This is a genomic window from Ensifer sp. Root127 (assembly GCF_001425225.1).
In the GTDB taxonomy this organism is placed as follows: domain Bacteria; phylum Pseudomonadota; class Alphaproteobacteria; order Rhizobiales; family Rhizobiaceae; genus Ensifer; species Ensifer canadensis.
Window position 1 is genome coordinate 25,049 of record NZ_LMDX01000004.1, and the last position, 26,469, is coordinate 51,517.

Here is a 26,469-nt window from a genome sequence, read left to right on the forward strand (position 1 = left end):
GTCGAGCAGCGCTACGGACCAATACGACGCGACAGTTAGGACAGTGAGCCACCTCTATAAGGGCCTCCGACTTCCTCAAAGTTCGACGAAAAAGGTTCAGAACGTTCAAGATTTAGCTGTTCTCTTTGCCTCCTGAGAAATCATTTGGTGGCAAGTGGTCAAGAAAGACCGCCAAGGAGATACGCCAATGTCGACCCCAAAACGCCCCGTAAAAGTACCCACATTCGACGAGGCTCTTTATCAGGCCGGCGATTCTATCCGGACACGTCGACACAACATCACCAAGGCGACACTGGCACTTATCGACACCATCGATGAATTGCGTACGTGGCAAAGCTCTGCAGAGATGATGACCTTCTTGCGTGAGTGCGGTCTAAGCCACGATGAAGTATCAACATACACGGCATTCACGCCGAAACTGGGTGACCTAAGGAAGGAACTACAGAAACATCCATTGAGCAATGGCGCCATCAAGGCACTTGTAGCCGCCAACGAGGAAGCCGTTGACCACGCCTTACTTTTGTTGGAGGCACATGGTCGTCTTGGCGATCTCGAACTCGCTCACTTGCGTGAAGTTCCAGACGACGCAAAGACCTCTGATTATGATCATGCGTTGAATCTCCGAGACCTAAGAATACTGGACGAGTGCCACAGGCTAGCTTCTACACGGGCGCAGAGCTTCACCGTCGCGACCAAACACTTGTGCGAAGCGATGAAGCAGCATGAGGACCAACGTCGTTCCTTAAATTCGGATTCCTATGAGCTTCACAACGACGAATTTCTCGACACGCTTGACGACGCGGCAATCGAACTACGTGAGCGGGCCTGGTCTGAAAGGAAATCGTCCGGGGAAGCGCTTGTCGAGGCAAAGGGCCGGGAAATTGTCACGCTCGCGAAGGAACTGCTTAACGAGTTTGACCACATTTTTCCTGACGCTTTTGTTGCTCACGAGGACTGGGTGGACGTCGGAAACGAAAGTCCATCGAGAAGGTATTTTGCCGAAGCCAGATATGCTCTTGAAGCGCTCACATCGGGGGGATTTTCGGGCGGTTTTCCTTCAGAAAACTCTACCTATGATCATTGGGATGCTCTCAGCTCAATCGCCTTCCTAGCAGGGGTTCGCCATGAGTTCAAAAGCTATAGAAGATATGCTCCGAGGCCGGCGCGGAAGCTAAACGCGATCATCATCGGTACGGCAAGCGGAATCGAAGCGCTCGGCTTGGATGCTGCTGGTTTTCGCATTCGCGCAGCTTACACATCGGTCGCACTTGCGGACGAAGTGATTAGGGCCAATCGGCGTGATTGGAACGTTCAAAGCTTGCAAATTGAAGATACCGCGATCGCTGCGGATATAACGACCCAAGTTGCCAAAGACCAAACGATCCATTTGCTGAGCGGAGTTCTTCGTGACGAGGCCTTTAAGGAAAGAGGAAGAGGTGAGCATGACGCACGTCAACAATTCACCAGAGCATTTCAATTGCTGGACGAGGTGAAGCCGGAAGCGTTCGTCTTCGAGTGCGGAACCGAATTCCTAAGGCCCGCCCATACCGCACTTCGAACCAAACTGATCTGGAAAGCCAACGAGATGGGCTTTGAGGTAGCGGACATCATCGGTCTAGATGCGAGATCGTATGGGGTTCCACAGAATAGGCAACGGTCGGTAATCATGGGAGTCAAAGCGGATCGAGCCCCGTATCTGCGCCAGCCATTTCTTACTCAGCCTATTAAACTCACCGTCGGCAAAGCAATTGCGCACTTAGCGTTCCCCTACCTTCGAGAAATCTTGGCGACCCCTAGAGAGATTCGCTCCGCATCTCAGAACAAATACCGGGAGTGGGCACTGCGCTGGTTAAGCACCTTTGGTAAGAAAGAATGGGTTCCTGATACCCTCGGAATCGTTCGCAACTTCACGGGTGTTCATGATAGATGGCGTGAGGAGTTTGGATTCTATCTTGGCACGGATGAGGTAGTTGAGCCCCACTTTGATTTAAGCAGTTACAAATCAGTTCCACTAACAATACCGGTGCTGAAGCGCCTGCAGGGCATTCCGGACGATTGGGAATTCGTTGGTGATTACAAGGAACAGGTTGCGCAGATCTGCCAAACGATTCCGCCCGTAATCTCGCGAGTGATTGGGCACACAATTCACGCCGCGCTCTCGGGTGAGGTTGTCGATATTGATAGAGCGGCCAGAACAAAAATCGACACTAAACGCTGGAAACGAGCGAAGGGAATTCGCGTCGGCATGGCCGAAAGCGACAATCCCTCACGCTTCAGAGAACAGGAATGGCGAAAGCAAATCCAAGAAGGTGAAGCATACTGGGCCGCATTTCCCCACATGGAATAGGCCCAGGAATAAGATGAATCAGAATCGTTAGAGGCCCTTGATGCAAGGAGTGGTCGGCTGTGGCCACTTAAACTTCATATACCAGTATCCAGATCCGGGATGTGAAGGTCTCTAATCTTGTCGTAGAGCATGTGCGCTACCTTTTTGGTATCATAGGACGCGGTTTCCGCAAGTTTTTCGCCATTGATAAAGAGCGCCGTTCGGTAGTTTTGAAACGCGATGCGCCACAGGTCTCCGCTGTATTCCTCAGCAAAATTTATGCTCATTACGCCATCAGTTCGGTCACAGGTGATGGGGCTGTTGGTGATGTCTCTAATTCTCCACTCGATCTCTCTATAGACTTCATCAAATTCCTCATCGACGACAAGATCAGGATGGGAATTGCCTTGGCGGATGACCGGATAATGTCTGAGACATTCTTCAATATACCCAAAGGTCTCCTCGGCATTCTCGTCAAAGGGTTTTGAATCGGCGAAGTCACCATATTCCAGATACTTCCACCCGTTATCGCCAATCGGAACCTCTTCAGCCCTCGTCCGTCGCATATACGAGCCCTTCCAAGGATCGGGCTGGCCCCTCGTGGCGGCTTCGCCTAGATGGATTTCAACCGAGTGGACCACGCTGCCGTCAACGTTGGTGAAAGTGATCCTATTATCCAGGAGAGGTGAGGTCAGCTTAGCTTTCAGACCGAGTTCGTTGAGCACTGGTTTCAGTTTTTTCTGAATTTCAGCAAGTCGCTTTAGAAGAGGAAATTCCATTGTAGGGGCTCCGGAACAGGACGCCCCAGTTGGCCAACCCCTTTTGCAAAGAACAACTGCATTTGGATGGCCAACGGCTTCGGCAATGTCACGACCGGAGGTTCTCTCTGAAGGAAAGGCATCATGGGAAATGACCAAGCCCGCACGTTGCGGGCTTGGTCATTTCTGGGGCCTCCGGATGCTCATCTTCAATTAGTTGCCGAACTGTCGCACAGTGCGAGCGTTTTGCCGATCACGTCGGTTGATCCGGTGACGGAGAATGTGTTTTCCCAGAAGTTTTGGCCTGCGAGCGATGCGGTAACAGATATTGACTTCTTCGCGTCCCGCATCTGTTCGGCAACGGACCTATCGATATCGAACACCATGATGTACTTGTCGTCATTGACGGACGAGTGGACCGGGTAGTCTTTGATCTCGCCTTTATCAATGCGCATTTTGAGTTTCATAGCACCGATTTTATTGGCGTTGTTGGCGTCGTTCGATGTCAGGCCACTGTCCATCACGATATACATGATCTCGGCCTTGCCATCCTTGCAACGTACACCAAGACCACCCGGGTTAGCCCCAACCGCGGCACTAAATGCGACGTGTAGTGCACCGTCGTCAAAAGCGCTTTCATGCTTCTGGTATAGCCAGAAAGCGCTTGCCGGCTGAGCAAGCACGATAGCCACAACTGCGGTTGCCACGATGGTTCGGATCTTCATTTCAGTCCCTCGATTTTCTCTGTCTAGACAGGTAACCGAAAAAAATTGATCTGAAGTTGATTTCTCCGATCCAACTCAACCCAATACTGTAAGCGTTAAGTTAGACATTGTAGCCGAGCCTGGCGGATCGCCGCCTCCATCACAAGCGGACGAGCGGGCTTTGTCGTATTCGGCACTAAATGAAAAAGATCCTGTACTGAGGGCGTGGCTTAAATCGCGCAGTCACGATCGGTTTCAGCCATTCGTAGATATCAGCAGCGATCTTCTGTGCGATTGGTAGGGATACGGCTGCTACTAGAGTCTCCACTATAAGTGTCTCCTTTTCTGTTTCAGATTTTGGCTTAACGGACAAAAGCGCGGCGGCTATTTGTCCGGGCAAGAAGGGGAACAGGCTGAGTGCTGCTCCCGAACCGGGTAGGCAAGTCTATATAGCCCAAATGCGTACACTGTGCTCGTCGACCAAGTACCATTTGTGCAGGTTTACGGAAATTGACTAGGCGACCGGCTTATCTCGGCAATTTCCCGATAAGCACATTGTTGCCGACCTTGTTTTCGCAGACGCATTTGAACCTGTTGTGTAGGATCATATCGCCCCACGCACGCAAAATAGCATCCTTTTCGACCCAGCATATGTCACCGCAAGCCCCGCATTTGCAGTCATGGACTTTGATCCGCAGGAACTGAAACGCTGACGCTGACGCAAACGTTGACGCGCTGAAAGCGGTAGCCCTTCACGGCACAGGCTGCGGATAAGGCCCAGCTTGTTGGCGTTGAGACTTCGATCGCAAGGCTGGAGGTGGCGGAGAAATTTGCCAACAAGCGGATTGCTAGCCTCACATCGACTCTAACAAGCCCACGTCGGGATGATCCCGTAGCACTTTCGCGGGCGTTAACCATAATTTCACTTTTAACAACTCGTTAACTATAAAGTCTCGACTTTACGACCGACTGGTGTCATGCGTTTTATCGTAACCGTCAGAGGGAACCACCATGTCGTTCTTTCGAATACCCAATCCAGCGCGACGCGCTCACCAGGGGTTCGCAGGCTAGTTGCCTCAACGACCGTCCACGTGCGCTGCACGTCGCGGCTCTGACCATCTATCCGATCTTCGTTCCCCACAGGGCTGATCCAGATTGTTGGCTAGCTCGAGATAGTGTTTTCTCGAACAAATCCTCAACCTTGAGATGCATTATTTGCGCTTGCTATCTAGATGAATCGCGGTTCGATTCATTTCGACAGCATACTTGGGGGCCATAACATCGGATTGTCCGCCCATCGCAATCAAAGCGGTAAGGCAGCTGCAGTCAGCCGACATGATGTTGGGAACTTCGGCAAATTAGGACGGAATAGGCATGATGTCAAATCCTGGAAGTAACGCCGTGGCGACACGGGATGGCTTCGTGCGCTTAAAGCGTGAGGAAGCTTGGATTAAATCCCACTGCTTGGCTAGCGAACAGTTTCTGACTGACATTATCCCCGAGCTTGAAGCTCTCATACTTACCGACGTGGAGGATTACTTCTTCCCGGCGGCAGGAGATCGCCTCAAAGCGTTCGGTTGCTACTGACGATTCTCCGCGCTTAGCGCCTCAAAACCCCTTTTCAAGCAACTGACGACTTCGGCAGGGCTTCTGCCCGAGGGCGAAGCTGTGTCGAAATTCGGAGCACGAAAATGCGTCACACCCACAAAATCACCAAGCACGTTTACCTGAAACGTGCGGGATTGCAGGATTTGTCTTTCCCGGCAAACCCGATCGCCTCTGACCGCTCGCTGCCACCGCCTGCACTATTCGCCAGCTACCGTGCGGCCAACACGGAGTGGGGTGAACGGCCGACAAGCGCTTGGCTGGAGCCCGACCATGGCCTAGCCGTTCGGGTGCCAGCGCTGAAGCAAGCGAAAACCGCTCGAGGTCACACTTTCTACCGTGACACCATCGTCTACCACGAAAGTGAACTTGAGCATCGCGTAAGCACAGCGCTGCAGACCTACCGGAACGTCACGAGGATCATCTCGCAATACCCAAAGGTCGAGTATGCGGATGTGCACGGCGTCTTCCGGCACCATACCTTCGATTACTTCATTGAATTGGCAGATGAAACCCAAATTGCCATTGCGGTGAAGTACGAGCGCAAGCGCCAGGAGATGATCGAGCTCCTTGAACTTGTCTGTGCGAACGGCATTACCGGCGTCAACAAGGACGGGAGCCGTACCCATGGCATTGCTGATGCAGTCGCGTTGGTAACCAACGCGGTGGCAACCCATGAGACGTTCGAGAACGCGTACTTCGTGCTGTCGTCCCGCAATCACCACGACGAAAACGAGTGCACCGCGCTCTACGAAATTGTGCGGGAGCTGCCCGGGACATTCCGGTTCGGCCAGTTGCTCGTGGGGTGCGGACCGCGAGCTAAACGGCGCACGGCTATCTGGCGCCTTATCGATCTCGGTCTGCTCACCCCTCTCTCGCACGGGCGAATCGACGAACTCACGTGGCTGCGTTGCGTCTGAATCTTCTTCCTATCGTATTTTGTAGAAAGGTTATTCCAATGGACTTTCGTCCCGTACCTTCCCGTCAATTCTTTCATTCTCTGGTCGCGATGAACCGCGACGACCGCTACGAATGCAAACGGCGTAATGAGTGCTTTATCCCAATCATGCGCGATGCAGTCGGTTACATGATGCAAGCCGAAAGCGATTCTGAGCGCAAGGTCTTCCTGTCCCACGCAGAGATTTACTCCGCCCTCGACAACAACAAGGCGGATGTCAGGTACGGCTACAACAGTGTCTCTCAGCAGGCGGTTCGCGCTGTCCACGGAGACAAGACACTGGATGACGTTTCTGAAAAAGACCGGTCGGTGAGTCTGTGGCGCGAGCAGATGGTGCTCCGTTATGGACCTCAATGCGAGCAGCTCGGAAAACGTCTTCCGTTCTCAGAACAGGTGCTTAAGCCGTATCTTGCGAAGTGGCGCAAAGAACTGATCAACGAAGCGATTGACCTCGACAGCGAAGCTGTCGGCGGACGGGCCGATCAAGTAACCAACCTGAAGACCTACAAACGCCCGTCAGCCAAGACATTCAAGCGTTGGTATGATGCCTACCACGGATGCGACATGGACGTGATGGCGCTCGTGCCCCGTCACCATGGGCCCGGTCGAAAGCTGTTTACCTATAAGCCTGCATCCATTGCATTCGCTCACGAGCAGGCTCGCGCTTATCTGGATCGTGCTCGCCCGACGAAAGCAAACACCTACCGCAAATACATTGCCGCTCTCCAGGAGCACAACAAAAGCCTTCCTGGTCACCGCCAACTTGACAAAGTCTCGCGTAAAAAGTTCGAGGCGATGATTGGCAAGTTCGATGCCTTCCACGTCGTAGCCAGCCGCTTTGGTGAAAAATACGCGATCCGCAAGTTCATGGCGATCCGCCGTAGCTTCCATGTGGTCGCCCCCGGGCAGCGCATCGAGATGGACTTCGTCAACGTCGACTTGATGTCACTGCTGGTCGAGACGGGTATCTGGAATGTCTTGCCGCCGGACATTCAGGATAAAATCCCGCGTGTCCGCATCTACTTTGGCGCGGCCATGGATGTCGCTGCGCGTTATATGCTTGCATTCAAGGCAAGTTTGAGCCCGAACGGTGCTTCAGCTGTCGCGACCATCCGCATGATCATGACAGACAAGCGGCATCTCTCGACCCATGTCGGCGCACAGACGCCTTGGATCGGGAAAATCCGGCCATGGTTCATTAGCCATGACAATGGCGCTGAGTTCATCGCCGCCAAGACCCAGAATGTTCTTCGTTTGGCAAGGATCGAAGCTACCCGCCCTCCTGCAGGGCAGCCTGCCTGCCGTCCTTTTATCGAGCGGGTCTTTCACACCATCGGCATGCTTGTTGCACCGTACTTCGACGGACGCACGTTCCATAACGTAGTGGCCAAAGGTGACTACGATCCGCAGAAGCATTCCTCGCTCCTGGTCGAAGAACTCATCAAAATCTTCATCTTTGCCATCTGCGACATCTATCACAACAAGCCTCATGACGGTCTGGGCGGCAACACGCCTCACAATGCATGGGTCGAGGCATGCAAGGAGTACGAAATCGACTATCCGCCTGGCCCGGCCGAGATGCTGCAAATTTTCGGTTACAAGACCGAGCGCCGCATTACCCCCTACGGAGTGACTTTCATGGGCATCACTTTCGATGATCCCGAACTTCAGCGCATGCGCACGAAATACGGTGAAACCAATGTCGTGATCAAGTTTGATCCGGAGCGCATCAGTCACGTTGCATTCAAAACGGAAAAGGGGTGGTTCGTCGCTCGCAATACTGTCGGGCTCGACGACAGTGTGACCCTCGCCGAGTGGATCGCCGCTCGAAACGAGTTGCGTGCCCATTACGCCACCGCGGCTGAACAGGGCCTGAAGGTGATGTATGAAGCGATCAACCGCCTTCGTGAGATTGGCGAGGCGGCAACGCTCCGCGCCGGGCTGTCCCCACGCATCCCTACAGCTGCCGACTTCCTGAAATGGGAGAGTGAGGTTTTTGGCTCCTGGAATGCAATGGCCTCCCAAGACACCCCTCCCTTGCTCCAGGAAGGCCCGCTTTCCGATGATCCACTTCACCTTGGGACTGTTGTGAACCGCCCGGAGTTGTTCAGCAAGGACAAGTTCGAGAAGGCCCACGAAGAAGTGCGCGACGAAGACGATGATGCTGCGGACCATCAGGAATTCGCATCCAGTTTTGCCGACTACGAAGAGGACTATTGATATGGACAGCAAAATCGCAGAACTGCGCAGCCTTCGTGTTCGCGAAGACCAGCGTTACGTTTCCATCCAGCGCAGCGAGAGCCTCCGCGCTCGGCTGGAGGAATTCTGGGAGCATGCCCAGGATTGCTTGGCAGGTGGCGGAAGTCGCCGCCGCTTGTTCGCTGTGATTGGTGAGTCTGGCACCGGAAAGTCGACCTCGCTCAACAATGTGCTCAACAGTTTCGAAGCCTTCAAGCCGTACAAAAACGAATTCAACGAGCCGGTGATCCCCATGATCAGCAGCGAGATTTCACGCACGTCTACAACGAAGGATCTGCCGATCCATCTTCTCCATGCACTCGGCTTGCCGGCAAGCAACAAAGCGAGTGAAGACGACCTTTACGAAATGCTCAAGAAACAACTTCGTACGCGTGGTACCATGCTGGTGCATCTCGACGAAGCACAGCATCTTAAGAAGAGCAATACGGAAGCTGCGGTAAGGGGGCTCCAGGATCGCTTCAAGAGCCTTCTTTCGATCCCGAACTGGCCTCTGCACTTGGTCCTGAGTGGCGTCCCAGAGCTTGCTGCGCTCTTCACCGGTGATCAACAATTGGCTAATCGATCGCAGGTGATGCGCTTTGGCAAGCTGCTGTTTCCAGGCGACAAACCTCTAATCGAGAAGATTCTTTCTGATATCGCAACGGACCATTGCGAGCTGAAGCTTGCTCCGTCGCTCCTGACGGATGACTTCTTGGGTCGATTGGTACTCGCAACCGATGGCGGCGTCGGCACCATGATCGAAATGATCCGCGGCGCGTCATACAAAGCACTTTCGAAGAACCACAAGCAGCTTCAACCAAAAGATTTTGCCTTTGTGTACGGACGCGTTACCGGCAGTTTGGCTGCCGACAACATCATCAGCGCAAAGTCTTGGAAGAATCTCGACCGAAGCAACGCGCTTATCGACCTCGTTCCCGGCAAGCCCAAGCGTGGTGGAAAGGTCGCACAATGACGCTTCCCGTTGTCGTAGAATTTCACTCGGACGAAACGCGTATGAGCTTGCTTTCGCGGTTGGCAATCACGAATGGATACTCGTCTGTGGGCGAGTTCTTAGCTCTCACTGACACGAACGCCAACGCCGTCCGCTCAGGCACCCCTGAGGCAATTGCGATGCTCGCTGACTGGTCGGGCGTCGAACCACGCCTCTTGCTGTCCTACAGCATCAAGAACTTAGGACATTACGCATGGAGGTTTGGGCTGGCTTCAATGAACCGGGAAACGCGGATCGGACGCAATCATCGTTATTGCCCAAAATGCGTGCTGATGGATTTGGATCAAGGCAAGGGCCGACCGTATGCCCGACCGTACGTCCGCGCTACCTGGATGACCCGCGCGATCCAAGGCTGCCTCGTTCATCGCTGCCAACTTGTCGAAGCCCCAGCGATTGGGCCTGCAGAGGGGGATTTCTCGCGCTTCGTTGCTGACAGCGTGCGTGCGATTAAACAGGAGGCAGCAACTGTATTGCAAGTCGGCGCAATGCGAGTTGATGAATACGTCGCCGCACGGATCGAAGGCAAACAAAGCAACCCCTTTCTTGACAGTCTCGAAACCTATGTCGCTGTCGATCTCTGTCGCAACTTGGGGTACTTTAAAATTCAGCATCGACCCGACGGCCAGAAAAACCTTACGCCATCCGACTTGACCGCCGTTGAGACGGGATTCCTGGACGCGTCTCAAGGACCCCAGCGGATTGAGGAAACTATTGCCTCGGCGATCGAGCGCGAAACGCCGCCCGCAGTGGAGATGAAAGCGTTCTTCGGGAAACTGCGCTCTTGGCTTCTCCGCAACCATACCAAGGAAGAATTCTCACCGGTGGTGGAGCTTTTCCAAGGCATTGCAGAACGCTACCTACCAATCGGCAAGGACGATCTTTTCGTCGTACCTACCCGTCGGCGGCATCTTCACTCGGTGCGCTCGGCCAGCATCGAGTACAATTTGATGGAGGATCGCGTCTATCAGCTCGTTGTAGAAGCTGGTCTTACCCAGCCATCCGAGTTGACGAGTGGGCGCGTTTATTTCAACGCCGAAAAGGGACACGAGGTTCTTTCTGCAGCTCTCGATACGATGACCGCTCGGGATCTTGCAAACACAATGGGCGTGACCTTGGAGCGGACGAGGGCGATCTTGGCGGCCGATCTTATTCCCCGTGTTGAGAAATTCAGCAACAACAACGCCCGGACATATTCGCGTATTTGCCCAGCCGACTTCGAAGCCTTCCGCGCGAAGCTCTATGCACCCGAAGCATCATCAGCTGATCTTGAACGGATCAAAAGCCTGACCAAAGTTGCAAAGCTGGCCCGCTGCACCATTGAAGAAATCATCGCTCTTGCAGTCGACGGTAAGCTGACATCACTCCGTCGGGTTCACTCCAATAGCCTTATCAACGGCCTCGGAGTCGACCCGGCCGAAGTTCTTTTGCATATCAACGCAAAGCGTCATGCTACCGCGCAGGAAGCTGGCAAAAGGACTAGCGAGACCCCTGGTCTGATCGGTGTCACACGGGCTACAGAGCTGTTGAAGACACGGAGCCAAACTGTCAGCAAACTTGTGCGCCTCGGATATCTCAACTTGGTTGAAGGCTTCAATCCCCTCACACGCAGCCGCCAAGCGTACGTTTGTGCTCAATCGTTGGAAACGTTCAATGTGAATTACGTGTCCTTGGCGGAGCTTTCGTCTCGTTCCAAGGTATTCCGTGGCAACCTGCGCAAAAGCCTGGAAACCCGTGGCATTAAACCAATCTTTGAAGTTACCGGGGGCGACTCCCGATACTATCGGATTGAGGATGTGCGTCACATCACCGGATAATATTCAGCCTATTCTGATGATCGAAAACAAAAATGGGTCCGCTTTGCGGGCCCATTTTTTTTGACCTGTGTGGAAGCCGGCGCCGATAGCGGACATATCTAACGGAGCGAATAGCCCACAGCATTTCACTAGTGTCTGTGAAACACTAGTGAAATCAATGACGCAGAATGCCTCTAGCGACGAATCAACGGAGCGCATTCACCAGATGGCCTCGATCACCGATGGAGGAAAATATGACGCTCAAGGGAAAAATTGCATTGGTCGCAGGCGCCACTCGCGGCGGCGGACGCGGCATCGCCGCCGAACTCGGTGCGGCGGGCGCAACCGTCTATGTCACCGGCCGCACCACGAGAAGCCAGCAGTCGGAATACAAGCGCCCCGAAACCATCGAGGAGACGGCGGAACTCGTCAGCGAACTCGGCGGCGAAGGCGTCGCGGTGCAGGTCGACCACCTGCAATCCACGCAGGTGAAGGCTCTCATCGAACGCATCCGGCGCGAGCACGGTCGGCTCGACATTCTCGTCAACGACGTCTGGGGTGGAGAAAACCTGTTCGAATGGAACAAGGCGGTATGGGAACATGATCTCGACAACGGCTTGAAGCTGTTGCGCCTGGCGATCGACACGCATCTGATCACCGCCCACCATGCCCTGCCGCTGATGATCGAAAATCGCGGCGGGCTGCTTGTCGAGGTGACGGACGGAACGGCCGAGTACAATGCCGAGCATTATCGGCTCTCGCCCTTCTACGACCTCGCCAAGGTCGCGGCCAACCGCATGGCCTGGGCACATGCCAAGGATCTGGAACCGTACGGCGCCACGGCCATCTCGATTACCCCGGGCTGGATGCGCTCTGAAATGATGCTGGAGCATTTCCAAGTGACGGAAGAAACCTGGCGAGAGGCAACGAAGATCCAGCCGCATTTCGTCATTTCCGAAAGTCCACGCTTCGTCGGCCGCGCCATCGCGGCGCTGGCCGCGGATCCGCAGAAGGCCCGGTGGAACGGGCAATCGCTGTCGAGCGGCAGCCTTGCCCAGGAATACGGCTTCACCGACCTCGACGGCTCGCGCCCCGATTGCTGGCGTTACATGCGCGAGGTGATGGAGCAGAACAAGCCCGCCGACGCGACGGGCTATCGCTGAAACATCTCACGCGAAGGCGTCCAGCGATCAGATCGTCAGTGTCTGGATCGCACCGTCACCGAACTCGCAATCGAGTTCCCAACCGGCGGCAGCGGCACGCACACGCAGAAATGTCGCCCCGTCTCCAGCCGCCGGGCGCGTTGCATTGACGACGCAGCGGTAGGTCTTCGCACCATTTCGGATCTCGATCGCCTCGCTGTCGACGATCTCCTCGTCGATGCCGTTGGCGAAGGGATAGGGCGCAAACATCGCCGCCGTGTGGATCGAGTGTAGACGAGTGATGAGAGAGCCATCCTCATCGCATAGATCGACGGTGGCGATGCAGCCTCGATGTTCATCGCCCGAGAGAAACACCACATGCTCGACCCGGTTCTCGGCGATATAGGCAAGCACCTCGCGAAGCGTGTTGGGATAACCGTCCCAGCCGTCGGAATGCAGCGCACTCAGGTTCGTCCACGACAGGCTGCGGTCGCGTTGGATGGCGCGCCGATGCCGCGGCAGGAACATCACCGGCGACACCACGAACTTCGGTGCGGGCGCCAGCAACAGCCATTGCTTCAAACTGTCCATCGTCGCCGGCGCAATCATCGCCGCCGTCCTAAGACCGTCGCCGACCTTGCGGTGTGTGCGCTGCGTCCGTGTGTCGAGCATGAAGAAATGAAAGCCGTCGAAATCGAACATCTCGAGCTTGGCATGCATGCCGCGCTGATACTTCCTGTAGGCTTCGATGCCCCGCGTCACCTTTTCGGCGTTGTCATCGTCGTCGGGATCGGAAATCGGCTCCCAATTGTCGTCGATCTCATGATCATCAAGCAGCATGAAGGACGGGATCTTCCGCAGCACGTTGCGCACGCTTTGCTGGTTGAGCCAGGCTTCATAGGGCAGACGATATCGATCGTCCCGCCGGGTCGGGTCATAAAGGCCCGCTGTCGGGTCGACATAGACCTGGTCGCCGACGAAAAGCGCGAAGCGCGGCTTGATGCCGACATTGGCCTCGAGCCGCTCGCCGATGCGGCGATAGGAATGGTAGGCGACGGCCTCGTCGAGAAATCCGGCCGGATACTGGCACGACGACAGCGTAAAACTGGTGCCGTTCGGCGTCGGTTCCAGGGGCGGCTGCACCGGCGGATCGTAGGGAATGACGCCGTCCCTCAAGTCGAAATCCTGTTCGACAACGGGAAGAGGCGCTGCCTGCATGAAACCCTGCCGCTTTGTATTCGGAGTGGGAAAGGCGAGCGCACGCTCCACAGCGACGGCCATTTCTTCAAATCGACTGAAGGCAAAGGCGATCGCCTGCTTGCTCGCGGCATTGCCCGCACCTGTCGGATCCAGCCGGCGCATCTGCTTCTTCGCGATATCGGCAACGAAATAGCCGTAGGCTGGCCCCTGCCCGGCACGGCCGGGCTGTGCCAGATGCCTGTCGAAATCGAAGGTCGGCAACGACAGCCCGCCGCCAAGACCAGCAATCGGATCACGCGGAGCGGCGGTCTCGCGCAGCACGATCACCGGCGGTGGTGCCGCAATGGGTTCAAGCGGCGGCGGTGGCTCCTCATGCTCGAAGTCCGGTGCCGCCAACGCCGCATCCTCGTCATAGACCAACAGGACCAGAAGCGCATTGCCGCGATCCGCACCAGCGTTGCCCGGCATGCGGGCCGGCAGCGGGGCTTCGAATGCGTCCCAGCCATCGTCTTCAAGCGCCTTGGAGGTATAGGCCACAAGGTGTTCGATGAGATATTGGATATCCCAGGGCTTCGCCGCATCATCCGGTCGACAGATACGTTCGTTGACCAGCCGGATGCGCAGCAACAATGCGGCTTCCGTCGCCCGGTGCGAGGGCGCCGAACCAAGGCGGATCACCAGCGCCGGGGTCTTCGGGCGCTCTTCGGTGAGGATCGGACCGATCCAGGGCGGATAGACCACTTTTTCGCTGTCGGCCTTGATTGCACCCGTCGGTATGTCGGCGTCGAGAAACTGCTGGATCTGCTGCAAGGTCGCATGACGCGTCGTTCCGACCAGAGCATCCTGATGCCCCGCGCCCGGGTTGACGAAGGGAGGCCTATAGACCCGACCGGCATCGCCAAAAATCTGCCGCATGCGATCAACGGTCGAGATGTGTGACAGGCCGTTTTCCGCCCCATGCACGCTGAAGGTCGGGAACGACCAGTGCTTTTCCAGATTCTGGCGCGATACCAGGCGATTGCGCCCATGAAAGTCCGTCATCGTCGAATAGCGCACGAAATGCAGTGTCGACGACACCGTCGACAGGCTCAGCGGACCGAAATGCTCGTCAATATAGCGCAGCATCTCGGGCTCCATGTTGCGCACGTTGAAATCGCGACCGTAAAGCGCGTCCATGCGGTGCCGCGTCCGCGTCCAGGGCGTTCGTTTCGTCGGCCATAGCGGATTTTCGACGTCGAATTCCTCGACGGGATAGGGCAGTGTCGACAGCAGCCGATCGAGAAGATCGTCGGCCAGTGTCGGCTCCTTCGGGTTGAAGCTGTAGCAGTCCGGCAGGAAATCGATGAGATAGCGCACGACATAGGCGCGAAAGATGTTGGCCGGTGCGAAGACCACGAGCGGGCCGACCTGCGTGAACGCCGCGCGATTGACGAGCCCGGTCGCATGGCCGTTCAAGACGGCAATGCTGAAAACGACGGTTCCCATGCAATGGGCGATCACGTCGACCGTTCCGTCCGGCGACGTCGCCGCCACCGTCTTCAGGGCTGCCGGCACGTCGACATTGCCGATCTGGTCAAAACTCCAGGCCTGCGTCGCGGTCGGCTGACCAGCGCTGGTTCTCAGATCGGCGATCCAGATGTCACGGCCGGTGCACCAGAAATGGCTGGCGAAGTTGGGGTTGACCGCATGATGCGCAAACGTCGTGCCGCTGGCGCTATAGCCGTGGAACATCACCAGCGGCCGCTTCTTGGTGTTGGGATGACGATAGCGCGTCAGCCGCACTTCGCCGGGGATGTCGTTGCCTCCGCCATCCGGCCGTTCGGGCGCAAGCGCGATGCGGTGCAGTTCGGCGGTGATCGATGCGCCGCCAGGCAGCTTCAGGGTGGTCGGCGGCAGGCGGTTGACGATCGCCTCGCTTGACCGCTTGTCCTGGTCGGGAGAACGAAAGCTCCAGATGTGCAGACCAAGCAGAAGCCGCGTGACGAAGCCGAAGAATGTCAGCAATTCGCCGATGGTGTTGGCGCCATCGCGTTGATTGACGATCCGGAATAACGGCAGGCCGATCCGCGCGAGATAGCCGACATCGAGTTTCAGCACGCGCTCGCCGCTGTCAGCGCTGAGGCCTGGAAACCTGTCGAGCCTCACCTCCATGAGTTGGCGCCAGGGGTTGCAGCGCCTCTCATAGGTGAAGGTCTTGGTGCCGACGATACGGTTGCCAGCAAGCGTGATCTTGCCGCCGACGTCCCGTGGCCCAATGGTCAGATCATAGCTGAGCGCCCTGATCTCGCCGGAGCGGCTGGCGATCGCAAAAGCCGATTTAAGCCGCGACCAGATACCGGGGCCGTCATCCCCATCGACAAGAGCCTGGTAGCCGTCGCGAAGGCCCCGGTTCAGCGTCCACGCCTTGCCGGCACGCCACACCCGCCCAAGCAACGTGCTTTCCTGCCGCTCGAATATCCTGAGGCTGCCGGAAATCGGCGCGCTGAACTCGACGGCGGCGTCGAGTCGCTGCTCCTTCACATGCAAAGGCAACCAGGTTGTCTCGAGCGTTTCCCAGACCTCCCGAGGGAAGATCCGGATCTGGCTTCTGATGGCGCGATCCGGCACTTCGGTCGCGACACGAAGGATCGGATGTCCGCCATTGTTCGGCGTCAATTGTCCAAGTCTCGTCGGTGTAAACCGCATGGTCAGCTCGACGATCCGGGTTTCCTCGACCCCATCAGTGGGCGTCAGGCGAATGGGGCCGACAAGCCGTTCGGTGATTTCCACTTCGCTCGACTGCGCCCGTGCGGCGACGTCGGTGCTGCGAAAGACCGGACGAACCAGTGGTGGACCCATGGGCCGGGCTTCGGCCGCCGCATAGCCCCACTCGTCCGCCAACGTTTCGGCCGCGCGTAGCGCGATCGCGGTAATCGTCAAGGCAGGGTTCGTTGCAAGGGCCGTTGGAATGATCGATCCGTCGAGCACGACGAGATCGTCATACACAGCATCGGAATCCGCCGATGTGAAGACGCGCCCCAGATGGTCGACCACACCGTCCGCGCCGGTATCGGCCATCACGCATCCGCCAAGCGGTTGGACGGTTGCCAACGGTCCGCGCTGGTCTTTGAGCAGCCAGGTCAGATCGGCCGGCAACAGTTTCCAGACCGGATTGGGGATGAGGCGGCCACCTGAGTTCTTGGTCAGCGCCGCGAGCGCCTCGATCTCCTTGTCGAAGATCGGCAGGCCTTGCAGCTTGTCCCAGCGGATCCGCGCGATGCCGTCGCGATCGGTCGCGATGAGATCGCCGTCGAGCTCGATCCGGCCCGCCGCGCCATCATCGGCCATGACGGCGTAGAGGGCCGAGTGGCCGATGCGTGCCGGCGGCACTGCGTAGATATCGTCATCCGGAAACCCCGGCCGGTGACGGCTGCCGTCATGCCTGGCGAGGCCGTGCAGCGTATTGAGCGTGGCAAAAACCTCGGCAAAGGCGATGCGCAGGGCGGCCGGCACCGACATTTCCTCGATCATGACACCGGCGGAGGCACGCAGGTCGATCACGCCGGTAATCATCGGCCCGATCGCCCGGGCCGAGGGTTTGACCGTTTCATCCGCGACAGTGTTGACAGTGGCTGTAGTGGCATAGTCGGCAACCAGCATGTCACCATTGGTCGAGCACCGTGTTCCGAGGTTCTTGTCGGGCAGTTGCAGGCCCAATCCGCGTGACCGCATCAGGATTTCGCTGGAGCCGAGAGTACCGGCGGCAAGCACGACCTTGCGCGCCCTGATCGGCACCGTCCCGCCGTCGCGCTTTCGCAATTTTGCGTCGGTGTAGACGCTGTTGACGATCCAGCCCGCCTCGCCATCCCTGGCGATGGTCAGCACGGTCGCACCGCTGAAAATTTCCGCACCGTACTCGTGTGCCCGCGCCAGCAAATTGACGTCGAGCGAGTTCTTCGCACCCCCATTGCAGCCGGTGGCGCAATCGCCGCAGCGCACGCATTTGTTAAGGCGTACATTGCCCGAACTGACGGTGTCGCTCATCGCGACCGTGATCGAGGCGGGGCGGAAATTGCCGTCCGGGGCGATGGAGCGAACGGAGCGAAACTTTTGCGGCACGCCATCAACATGGTTTGCAATGGTGTTTGGGGTGCCCATGATGGTGCTGCCGAGCAGATCACGGGCGCGATCGAAATAGGATTTCCAGACCGAGAGGTCCTTGAGGGCCGCTGGCCATCCCCTATGGAATATGCTTGGCAGCGGCGTTTCCATGACCCCGGCATTGATCAGCGAGCCGCCGCCCACGCCATTGGCGACGACGGTAACGACCTCCGCACCGATCCTTATGTCGATCAGGCCCTCCTTGTTGTTGTCGCTGCGAATATGGCGCGGCAATTCACCAAGCCCTGTCGGAAACGAGCCTGGCAGATATTCACGCCCGCGCTCGAGCACGCCAACGGAGATCGGCCTGCCCTCATGCATGCGACCGGCGAAGCTCGATGCGGCAACGGCACCGCCATACCCGCTGCCGATGATCAGGACATCGAAGTGCACATTGGCGGGCGCCTTGCGAACACGATCGACCAACCGTTCGAATCCCTGCGATATCCAGGCCGTTTTCGATTCCGTGTCGAGGTCGCTCATGCCGACCTCACCGGCAAGCTGCCGCAACGCCTCGTCGATGACGGCCTCCGATCCTTTGTCGGTCTGCGATCTGCCTTTGCCAATGTCGCTTCTCTGCACAGAGTTCTCCACCAGATGTGCCGCCACCCTCGGTCGCAGCCGCCTTTCTTCCGGTCTTTCCACGCCCGCAAAATATGCTCGCATCCATTTCATGCGTCGAAGCCAGAAGATATCGACTTAACCTTGGGTTGTACATGAGCACAAAGCGCCGCATTGGCCCTTCCGACCCATGTCCTGATTTCGACTGAGGTTGACGCCCCCCTCTTAGCGCCGGGTGAATTATATGCGAAAGTCTGCAGATACGTGAGAGGGGAACCACTAATCCAGAAGTAGTAGGCTCCTCACCCCATCGTGTGAGCGAATTGGGCGCCCCGGCGCTTTCCTCCGTCTTTCTGCAGCCGTGAGAAAGAAGTCATGGGAAAAAACGATCCGCTCCTGGAGGGCTTCCTGCCGCTGGAACTGCTCGGCAGGATCCACGGCGCCAATGGCGACCGCCCGGCAGCCGTCGCATTTCCGGCCGCGGTGCTGTTCGTGGATGTGTCGCGCGACACGGCCCTCGTCGAACAATTGGCCCGGCGCGGACAGGACGGCCTGGACCAGATCCCGAAACTGCTCACGCTCTCCTACGCCCGCTGCGCCGAACAGATCTGCAGCCGGGGCGGCGAGGTTCTCGGACGCTCGTTCTCAGCGCCGGAGACCAGCTGCGCTGGTGCAATGCGCAGGGCATCCGTTTCTGGTCGCTCTATTATCGCGGAGATTGGAGCGCGTTAGAGCCTGCGGCCAGAACGCCGGAACATCCAGCAGGAAATATGGGCCCTGCGCTGCAAGGCGCTCTGCGTGCTGCACATGGATCGACCGCGCGAGGCGGTGGAGGTGCTCAGGCTGATCACCTCGGCCATGCTCGGCTCCGTCGATCTTGCCGCACAGATATCGGCGCGCGGTGCGCTGGCGCTGGCGCTCGCCCGCATCGGCAGGCACGCAGAAAGCGTCGAGGCCGCCGTCGACACGCTTCGTCTGCTGCGCGCCATGCGCCGGCCCTCCTCCCACAGCGCGCTGATCGGCATCTCCGGCGTCGAAGTGCTGTTTCGCGGCCGGGAGGAGGGGCTATCGCGCGAGTACGAGCAATGGGGTCATTGGGAGCGCCAGGTTCTGCATGAGCTTTCGCGCTATTGCCGGGTCTTCCCGGTGGGTACGGCGCAATATGGGCTGTGGTGCGGGTTGGCGCATTGGCTGGACGACAGCAAGGAGCGCGCGCTGTCGACCTGGACTCAGGGTCTTGCCGCAGCCAGGCGCCTGTCGCTCCGGCAGGACGAGGCGACCATCGCAGCCGAGATACGGCGCCGACAGGATACTGTCTGATCGGCAACAGGCCGCCGTCAACCCGGCCTCAGCCTAGCGCGGTTTTCCGTCGACGGCCTTGAACGCGCCTCTCGCCTCCTATAGTCCGGGTGCCGAGTTGATTTTGGATTGGGACAATCGTGTCGAGAGATCGTTATTCGAGAAAACTGGAATGCTCGAAATGTGGGGCGTCCGGCTTTGCAGAAGCCTCGGAGAACGACGATCCGAAAAGCAGGACCCGTGGTTTTCTCATCGACCAGATGCCAACGGGCTTTTCGACGGAGCGCCCGTCGAGCGATCCTGCCAAACACATGATGCGGTGCCGCTGCGGCCATATCTTCGCCTTCAAGCAGAAGACGGTCTATGCGCCGAGCGGCGAGCCACGGACTTGAGGCATAAAGGGTTCGAACCACACTTCCTTAAGGTCCGGCGCACCGCCTCCCATGCCTAACCAGGGATCATGAAGCCCGAACCACCAGGCCCATGGCCTCGCAGATCATGACCGCCTGATCGATGGTGATGACGGCGCGCTTCAAGGCCACCGTGTCGGGCTCGATCGTGCTGATGTCGCTACCGCGCAGATCGCAGCCGATGAAATTGCCGCGATCGAGTGCCGCACCGGACAGATCAACGCCAGTCATCGATCCACCGTCGCAACGCACACCGGTCAGATCCGCCTCGCGCATCACGACGTCGGCGATATCAGCACTGCGAAGATCGGCCCCCTGCAGTCCGACAAAAGACCAGTTTCCGCCCTTGATGCTCGTCGCGTCGAACTTGCAGGCCTCGAACACGCTGCCGACAAACTTGCACGCGTTGAAAGCGACATCATAGAAATTGCACCCGACGAAGGTGCAGTTGATGAAGGCGCTTGCCTCGTGACGCGAGCAATTGAACTTGGCGCGGCGGAACGTGCATTCCTTGAAGACGGCGCCGGCGCTCGTGGCCTCGGTCATATCGAGATCGGCAAAAAGCGTCCGGCTGTGGTTGCGGTCAGAGATCGTCTGTCCATACCAGTCGGCGCTGGTCACCGTTGCATCGAACTTGGAGGCTGCGGTTTCGGCTTTACGGTCGGTCATGTCGGGCGATCCTCCTCTTGCTTCGTCGGGTCAGAACCGCCTGTCTGGCGTGGAAATGCACGGCGCGCAAGCCAACGGGCCGCGTCCGCCGCGTCGCTGGCACAGTCATGCACCGTTCGCCGGCCAAAAACCTGCCGATGCCAGGGTCATTTTTCACTGGTAAAGCCGGCGGCGGCGATAGAGTTGGGAGCGGCTCGCCGAGCCACTTCCAGCCTTCAACTGCAGTCGCAAACGGCACTGGCAAGAGATCAGCTCGGCCAGCGCCAGCCCTGGATTTCCGGCATGCACTCGCCGTATGCGCGGACATAGCGGTGGCGCTCGTCGGGCTTGCCTTGAAGCTCGACAGTGATGAGCAGTCCCGGTGCCGTCACGGTCGATCTCCGTCCAATCACAGATCGCACCATGCGCCACAGGCGGTCGCCGCCGCGGCGCACGGGTTATTTCAGGAACGCCCGAAAGCGTCGCATGGCGAAGGCAAAGAGAATGGCGCCGATCACCAGCAAGGCAAGGAGCTGCGGCCAGACCACGTCCAGCCCCGCATCGCGGAAAAGAACTGCCTGGGCCAGAATGACGAAATGGGTGTTCGGCGCCGCAAGCATGATGGTCTGGATGATTTCGGGCATGCTCTCGCGAGGCGTCATGCCGCCGGAGAGAGCCTGCAGCGGCAGAAGCACCAGCATCAGCAGCAAGCCGAACTGCGGCATGGAGCCGGCGATGGTCGCAAGCAGGATGCCCATCGACGTGGTCGCGAAGAGTTGTAGGGCGGTTGCCAGCAGGAACAGGATGAATGAGCCCTGCACAGGAACGGCGAGCACCCCTTTGACGATGAAGACCAGCGAAACCGCCGAGGCCAACAGCACCACAAGTCCCATCGACCACACCTTGCTGACCATGATTTCGAAAGGGGTCACGGGCATGACCAGCAGGTGCTCCACCGTCCCATGCTCGCGCTCGCGGATGAGGGCAGCACCTGTCAAGACGATCGACAGGATGGTGATGTTGGTGATGACGTTCATCACCGCGCCGAACCAGCCCTTGTTCAGCTCGGCATTGAACCTCGCACGAAGAACAAGATCGACCGGTAGTGACTGTTCGCTGCGATGGCGATCGAGGAAGCCTGAGACCTCGCCGGTGACGATCTGCTGGATGTAACCATTGCCGGAAAAGGCCTGGCTCATGCGCGTCGCATCAACATTGAGCTGGATCGTCGGCGAACGCCCGGCCAAGAGATCCGTCTGGAAATTCGGCGGAATGTCGAGGGCGAAGGTGTCGAGGCCCTGGTCCATACGCCGGTCCATTTCCGCCGGCGTGATCATCTGTGGGGGCACGAAATAGGGCGGATAGAAGGCTGTGGCGATCCGCGTCGAAACCGGCGAGCGATCTTCGTCGACGATGGCGACGGCCGCCCGATTGAGCGTTTCCGGCATCGCTGTCGAGCCGGTATAGACCGACAGCGTGAAGGAATAGACGATCAGGATCAACAGGATCGGATCGCGCCAGAGGCCCCAGAGTTCCTTGATGCCGAGTTGATAGATGTGGGACAGGCGCATCGTCACCTCGCCTGCTTCTTGAGGGACAGGGTGCCGATGGCGAGCAGCACCGGCACCGCGATCAGCATCGGCACGAAGGCGCCGGCAAGATCGCTGAAGCCGAGCGCCTTGGAGAAGGTGCCGCGGGCGATCGTCATGAAATGCGTGGTCGGGTAGATCTGGCCGATGAATGCGCCTGCCCCTTCAAGCGACGAGACCGGATCGATCATGCCGGAATACTGGATCGCCGGAATGAGCGTCAGGATCGCCGTGCCGAAGATCGCCGCGATCTGGCTCGCCATGAAGGTGGAGATGACAAGCCCCATCGCCGTCGCCGCCGAGACATAGATCAGTCCCGCGACCGTCCAGGTCAGGAGGCTGCCGGTAAACGGCACCCGGAAGACGAAGATCGCGAACGCCGTCAACAGAACGAAGTTGAGCATTGCGAGCGCGATATAGGGGATCTGTTTGCCGACCAGGAATTCCAGCCGCGTCACCGGCGAGACATAGAGATTGACGATCGACCCCAGTTCCTTCTCGCGCACGACACTGAGCGCCGACAGCATGGCCGGTATCAACATCAGCAAAAGCGGAATGACTGCGGGAACCATGGCGACGATGCTCTTGACGTCAGGATTGTAGCGGAAGCGCGTCTCGATCTTGAAGGTGCCGGTGGTTGCCGCATTGCCGTAGCGTTCGCGGATCTTGCCGGTCAGCCAATGGGCATGCAGCCCCTGGACATAGCCCTTGACCGTTTCGGCCCGGCTGGCCATGGCGCCATCGATCCAGGCGGCGATTTCGACCTTTTCGCCACGGGCCGCATCGCGGGCAAAACCCGGCGGGATCTCGATCGCCAGGCTGAGTTCGCCGTTGCGCATGCGCCGGTCGAGGTCGGCGTAGTCGGTGATCGGGTCCTTCTCGATGAAGTAACGCGAACCGGCGATCTCGAGAATGTATTCGCGGCTGGTGGTCGTCTGGTCATGATCAAGCACCGCGAAGGTCAGGTCCTCGACATCCATGTTGATGCCGTAGCCGATGACGAACATCAGGATCACGGTGCCGATGGTGGCAAGCGTCGCCCGGATCGGATCGCGAACCAGCTCCAGCGCCTCACGGCGGGTATAGCTGAACATGCGCCCGACATCGAAAAACCCCGATTTCGAGGCGGGCCGCTTTGGGGCCTCAGGCTTGACGACCGGCTCCGAGGGGGCCTTTGCCCGAACTACCGCGGGAGCCGCCTGCTTCGCCCCGGCGATCGCCTCTTCCAGATAGGTGATGAAGGCCTCCTCCAATGTCGCTGCCAAGCGGCTCTTCATGATGTCGGCGGGCGTATCGCTCACCAGCACTTTGCCCGCATGCATCAGCGACATGCGATCGCAGCGCATCGCCTCGTTCATGAAATGGGTGGAGATAAAGATCGTCACCTGCTCGTTGCGGGAGAGGTCGACGAGGATCTGCCAGAAACTGTCACGCGCCACGGGATCGACGCCCGATGTCGGTTCATCGAGGATGAGGATGTCGGGCGAATGGATCAGGGCGACCGCGAGCGAGAGCCGCTGGCGCACGCCGAGCGGCAACGCGTCCGGCAAAGCCTCCATCACGCCTGAGAGGTCGAAGCGTGCCGCAAGTTCCTCGATTCGGTCAGGAATGGTATCGGCCTCCATGCCGAAAAGCTTGGCGTGCAGTTCGAGGTTCTGCAGAACCGTAAGCTCGGTATAGAGCGAGAAGGCCTGCGACATGTAGCCGACACGGTGGCGGACCTCCATGTCGCGCGGGTCAACCTCGCGGCCGAACAGCTTTGCCGTGCCTTCGCTGGCGGCAAGCAAGCCCGTCAGCATCTTCATCGTCGTCGTCTTGCCGCAGCCGTTGGAGCCGAGAAAGCCGAAGATCTCACCGCGGCCGATGCGGAAGCTGACATTGTCGACCGCGACGAAATCGCCAAAGCGCATGGTGAGGTTGTTCGCCTCGATGGCGATATCCTCGCCAACACCTTCCGGGCGCGGCGGAATGACGACGTCATGATGCTCGCGCCGCAACTCCTCGGGAAGCAGGGCGATGAAGGCGGCGTCGAGCGTGTCGACGCCAGTCTTTTCAAGCAGTTCACCGGGCGTGCCCGTTGCCAGCACCCGGCCGGCATCCATTGCCACCAGCCAGTCGAAGCGCGCCGCCTCTTCCATATAGGCGGTTGCGACGATGACGCTCATACCCGGCCGCTCAGTGCGGATGTCGTCGATCAGTTCCCAGAACTGGCGGCGCGACAAGGGGTCGACGCCGGTGGTCGGCTCGTCGAGGATCAGGAGATCGGGATCGTGGATCAGCGCGCAGCAGAGCCCAAGCTTCTGCTTCATGCCGCCGGAAAGCTTGCCCGCAGGACGCTCCGCAAAGGGAGCCAGACCCGTGCTTTCGAGCAGGCTTGCGATCCGCTTTTTACGCTCCTCGCGATCGTGGCCGAACAGACGGCCGAAGAAATCGACGTTCTCGAAAACAGAAAGCGTCGGATAAAGGTTTTTTCCGAGGCCCTGCGGCATATAGGCGATGCGCGGGCAGGTGCGGCGCCGGTGGCCGGCATCGGCGATGTCGCCGCCGAGCACGTCGACGCGTCCGCCCTGCACGGCGCGTGCACCGGCGACGAGAGAGAGCAGGCTCGATTTTCCCACCCCGTCCGGCCCGATCAGGCCGGCCATGCAGCCCGAGGGTATATCGAGCGTCACGTCGTCCAGCGCCTTCGTCTTCCCATAGGAAAGCGTGACGGCGCTCAGGCGAACCACGGGCTCCGCCGGCGGCAGGCCGGCCCGGTCGGGATCCGCCATCACTGCACCAGCGTGCCGGTCTGGCTCGCCGGCCACTCAGCATTGGGGTCGACCTTCACATAGGCAACGCCCGGAAGACCGGTTTTCACCATGCGGATATACTTCTTCAGGAGTTCCTTGGGGATCTGCGCCTTGATGCGGAACGTCAGCTTCTGCCGCTCCTCGGCCGTCTCGACCGTCTTCGGCGTGAACTGCGCGACATCGGCGACATAGGAAACCTTGGCGGGAATGATGTACTGCGGCGCTGCATCCAGCACGAGACGGACCTCGCTGCCGATCGATAGACGCCCCGCCTGATCCGTCGGCAGGAAGAATGTCATGTAGACATCGCCGAGATCGACGAGATTGAGCACACGGCCGCCCGCCGCCAACACTTCGCCGGGCTGGACGACACGATATTGGATGCGGCCATCACGCGGCGAGACCAGAGTGCTGTCGTTGATGTCTGCGACGATGCTTTCGACCGATGCCTTGGCTGCCTCGACCGAGGCTTCGGCATCGACGACCTGGGATTTCGCCGAATTGATCGCCGCATTCGACGCGGCGAGCGAGGCTTCCGCGGCACTGGCGGCAGCTCTTGCCCCCTCTGCCGTCGCCCGGTCGTCGTCGAGCACCTGCTGTGAAACCGTGCTCGTCTTGACGAGCTGCTCGGAACGGACGAGCCGCCGCTCGGCAGCGTCCAGTTGTGCCCGGCGTTGTGCCAGAACGGCGTCGGCTGCCGCCTTTTCCGCCTCGCGCTGGGTCACAAGGTTCTTTGCCGCTTCGACGCCGATGACGGCGCGCCTCTCCTGTGCTTCCGCCTGCCGTTTATGGGCCTCCAGTTGGACCGTATCCATCTGGGCAAGCACCTGACCGGCAGTGACGAAGTCCCCCTCGTCCACCATGATCTCTTTGATTCTGCCCGGCGTTTTCGTCGAGATATCGATCTCGACCGCCTCGATGCGTCCGTTGCCGCTGGCGATCCCGGCGGGTAGCGCATTGCGATCCAGATTCTGCCAAGCGTAGTAGCCGCCCGCCAGCGCAAGAACGACCAGACCGATCACGAGCCAATTCTTCCGGGCTTTTTCCATATCAGCGTCCCACCTTCAAATGCATCCCACGACAATAGACCGCGGTCACCCAAACACAACCGGGAATAGGCCTGGCGCGGGGAACCGTCACCGCGGCGTAAACGGATCGCTAAAGCAGACGCGAAGGAGCAGGTCATCGCATTGACTCATGTCAATTGGGCTCAAGACAGGCATTGCCATTTGACAAAAGACGATTGAAAAAATCAAAAGTAAAAAGCTGATATTGACAGATGTCGATCATCGTG

General features: G+C 58.5%; 17 protein-coding genes. 9 read left to right on the forward strand and 8 right to left on the reverse strand.

Going from position 1 to position 26,469, the window contains the following annotated elements:
* The first annotated feature begins 187 nt into the window (after positions 1–187).
* A complete protein-coding gene (locus tag ASD03_RS08530) occupies positions 188–2,347 on the forward strand; it encodes a DNA cytosine methyltransferase (protein ID WP_057212790.1) in 2,160 nt (719 codons plus the stop codon).
* 74 nt (positions 2,348–2,421) lie between these two features.
* On the opposite strand, the gene ASD03_RS08535 is transcribed toward ASD03_RS08530, so the two are convergent.
* Positions 2,422–3,105 (reverse strand): hypothetical protein, encoded by a 684-nt coding sequence (locus tag ASD03_RS08535; protein WP_057212792.1) that lies wholly within the window; start codon positions 3,103–3,105, stop codon positions 2,422–2,424.
* Positions 3,106–3,293: 188 nt separating this feature from the next.
* On the reverse strand, positions 3,294–3,809 hold the full coding sequence (locus tag ASD03_RS08540) for a hypothetical protein (RefSeq protein WP_057212793.1): 516 nt from the start codon (positions 3,807–3,809) through the stop codon (positions 3,294–3,296).
* Positions 3,810–5,479: 1,670 nt separating this feature from the next.
* Between ASD03_RS08540 and ASD03_RS08550 the strand changes: the two genes are divergently transcribed.
* From ASD03_RS08550 to ASD03_RS08570, 5 genes are all read left to right on the forward strand, one after another.
* Positions 5,480–6,313 (forward strand): hypothetical protein, encoded by an 834-nt coding sequence (locus ASD03_RS08550; protein WP_057212798.1) that lies wholly within the window; start codon positions 5,480–5,482, stop codon positions 6,311–6,313.
* Positions 6,314–6,351: 38 nt separating this feature from the next.
* Complete coding sequence (locus ASD03_RS08555) at positions 6,352–8,571, forward strand: Mu transposase C-terminal domain-containing protein (protein WP_057212799.1); 2,220 nt, start codon at positions 6,352–6,354, stop codon at positions 8,569–8,571.
* Between the two features lies 1 nt (position 8,572).
* Positions 8,573–9,562 carry an ATP-binding protein gene (locus tag ASD03_RS08560; protein ID WP_057212801.1) on the forward strand — a complete coding sequence of 330 codons (990 nt, stop codon included), beginning with the start codon at positions 8,573–8,575 and terminating at the stop codon, positions 9,560–9,562.
* The gene (locus tag ASD03_RS08565) at positions 9,559–11,415 is read left to right on the forward strand and encodes a TniQ family protein (RefSeq protein WP_057212803.1); all 1,857 of its coding nucleotides are present in this window, start codon (positions 9,559–9,561) and stop codon (positions 11,413–11,415) included. The genes ASD03_RS08560 and ASD03_RS08565 overlap by 4 nt, the downstream gene beginning before the upstream one ends.
* A gap of 233 nt (positions 11,416–11,648) precedes the next feature.
* Positions 11,649–12,557 (forward strand): SDR family oxidoreductase, encoded by a 909-nt coding sequence (locus ASD03_RS08570; RefSeq protein WP_057209914.1) that lies wholly within the window; start codon positions 11,649–11,651, stop codon positions 12,555–12,557.
* Positions 12,558–12,584: 27 nt separating this feature from the next.
* On the opposite strand, the gene ASD03_RS08575 is transcribed toward ASD03_RS08570, so the two are convergent.
* Positions 12,585–18,458 carry an alkaline phosphatase D family protein gene (locus ASD03_RS08575; RefSeq protein WP_057212805.1) on the reverse strand — a complete coding sequence of 1,958 codons (5,874 nt, stop codon included), beginning with the start codon at positions 18,456–18,458 and terminating at the stop codon, positions 12,585–12,587.
* Positions 18,459–18,812: 354 nt separating this feature from the next.
* Between ASD03_RS08575 and ASD03_RS08580 the strand changes: the two genes are divergently transcribed.
* From ASD03_RS08580 to ASD03_RS40325, 3 genes are all read left to right on the forward strand, one after another.
* Positions 18,813–19,169: a hypothetical protein gene (locus tag ASD03_RS08580; RefSeq protein ID WP_057212807.1), complete on the forward strand. Its 357-nt coding sequence runs from the start codon at positions 18,813–18,815 to the stop codon at positions 19,167–19,169.
* Between the two features lie 66 nt (positions 19,170–19,235).
* Positions 19,236–19,757 (forward strand): hypothetical protein, encoded by a 522-nt coding sequence (locus ASD03_RS08585; protein ID WP_057212808.1) that lies wholly within the window; start codon positions 19,236–19,238, stop codon positions 19,755–19,757.
* 116 nt (positions 19,758–19,873) lie between these two features.
* Positions 19,874–20,128: a hypothetical protein gene (locus tag ASD03_RS40325; protein WP_025429345.1), complete on the forward strand. Its 255-nt coding sequence runs from the start codon at positions 19,874–19,876 to the stop codon at positions 20,126–20,128.
* Between the two features lie 66 nt (positions 20,129–20,194).
* Here the strand turns inward: ASD03_RS40325 and ASD03_RS08595 are convergent, their stop codons facing one another.
* From ASD03_RS08595 to ASD03_RS08615, 5 genes are all read right to left on the reverse strand, one after another.
* Positions 20,195–20,815 carry a pentapeptide repeat-containing protein gene (locus ASD03_RS08595; protein WP_057209919.1) on the reverse strand — a complete coding sequence of 207 codons (621 nt, stop codon included), beginning with the start codon at positions 20,813–20,815 and terminating at the stop codon, positions 20,195–20,197.
* A gap of 248 nt (positions 20,816–21,063) precedes the next feature.
* A complete protein-coding gene (locus ASD03_RS41070) occupies positions 21,064–21,186 on the reverse strand; it encodes a hypothetical protein (protein WP_255569825.1) in 123 nt (40 codons plus the stop codon).
* Between the two features lie 66 nt (positions 21,187–21,252).
* Positions 21,253–22,365 carry an ABC transporter permease gene (locus ASD03_RS08605; protein WP_057209922.1) on the reverse strand — a complete coding sequence of 371 codons (1,113 nt, stop codon included), beginning with the start codon at positions 22,363–22,365 and terminating at the stop codon, positions 21,253–21,255.
* 2 nt (positions 22,366–22,367) lie between these two features.
* Entirely contained in the window at positions 22,368–25,154 is a 2,787-nt protein-coding gene (gene rbbA, locus ASD03_RS08610; RefSeq protein WP_057212810.1) for a ribosome-associated ATPase/putative transporter RbbA, read from the reverse strand.
* Positions 25,154–26,224 carry an HlyD family efflux transporter periplasmic adaptor subunit gene (locus ASD03_RS08615; RefSeq protein ID WP_057212812.1) on the reverse strand — a complete coding sequence of 357 codons (1,071 nt, stop codon included), beginning with the start codon at positions 26,222–26,224 and terminating at the stop codon, positions 25,154–25,156. Before ASD03_RS08615 ends, rbbA begins: the two co-directional genes overlap by 1 nt.
* Between the last annotated feature and the right edge of the window lie 245 nt (positions 26,225–26,469).

Coding starts and splice junctions, on each gene's coding strand:
- ASD03_RS08555 (WP_057212799.1), top strand. CDS start 6,352: ATGGACTTTCGTCCCGTACCTTCCCGTCAATTCTTTCATTCTCTGGTC.
- ASD03_RS08595 (WP_057209919.1), bottom strand. CDS start 20,815: ATGACCGACCGTAAAGCCGAAACCGCAGCCTCCAAGTTCGATGCAACG.
- rbbA (WP_057212810.1), bottom strand. CDS start 25,154: ATGGCGGATCCCGACCGGGCCGGCCTGCCGCCGGCGGAGCCCGTGGTT.
- ASD03_RS08605 (WP_057209922.1), bottom strand. CDS start 22,365: ATGCGCCTGTCCCACATCTATCAACTCGGCATCAAGGAACTCTGGGGC.
- ASD03_RS08540 (WP_057212793.1), bottom strand. CDS start 3,809: ATGAAGATCCGAACCATCGTGGCAACCGCAGTTGTGGCTATCGTGCTT.
- ASD03_RS08565 (WP_057212803.1), top strand. CDS start 9,559: ATGACGCTTCCCGTTGTCGTAGAATTTCACTCGGACGAAACGCGTATG.
- ASD03_RS08550 (WP_057212798.1), top strand. CDS start 5,480: ATGCGTCACACCCACAAAATCACCAAGCACGTTTACCTGAAACGTGCG.
- ASD03_RS08580 (WP_057212807.1), top strand. CDS start 18,813: ATGGGAAAAAACGATCCGCTCCTGGAGGGCTTCCTGCCGCTGGAACTG.
- ASD03_RS08560 (WP_057212801.1), top strand. CDS start 8,573: ATGGACAGCAAAATCGCAGAACTGCGCAGCCTTCGTGTTCGCGAAGAC.
- ASD03_RS08535 (WP_057212792.1), bottom strand. CDS start 3,105: ATGGAATTTCCTCTTCTAAAGCGACTTGCTGAAATTCAGAAAAAACTG.
- ASD03_RS08570 (WP_057209914.1), top strand. CDS start 11,649: ATGACGCTCAAGGGAAAAATTGCATTGGTCGCAGGCGCCACTCGCGGC.
- ASD03_RS08530 (WP_057212790.1), top strand. CDS start 188: ATGTCGACCCCAAAACGCCCCGTAAAAGTACCCACATTCGACGAGGCT.
- ASD03_RS08615 (WP_057212812.1), bottom strand. CDS start 26,224: ATGGAAAAAGCCCGGAAGAATTGGCTCGTGATCGGTCTGGTCGTTCTT.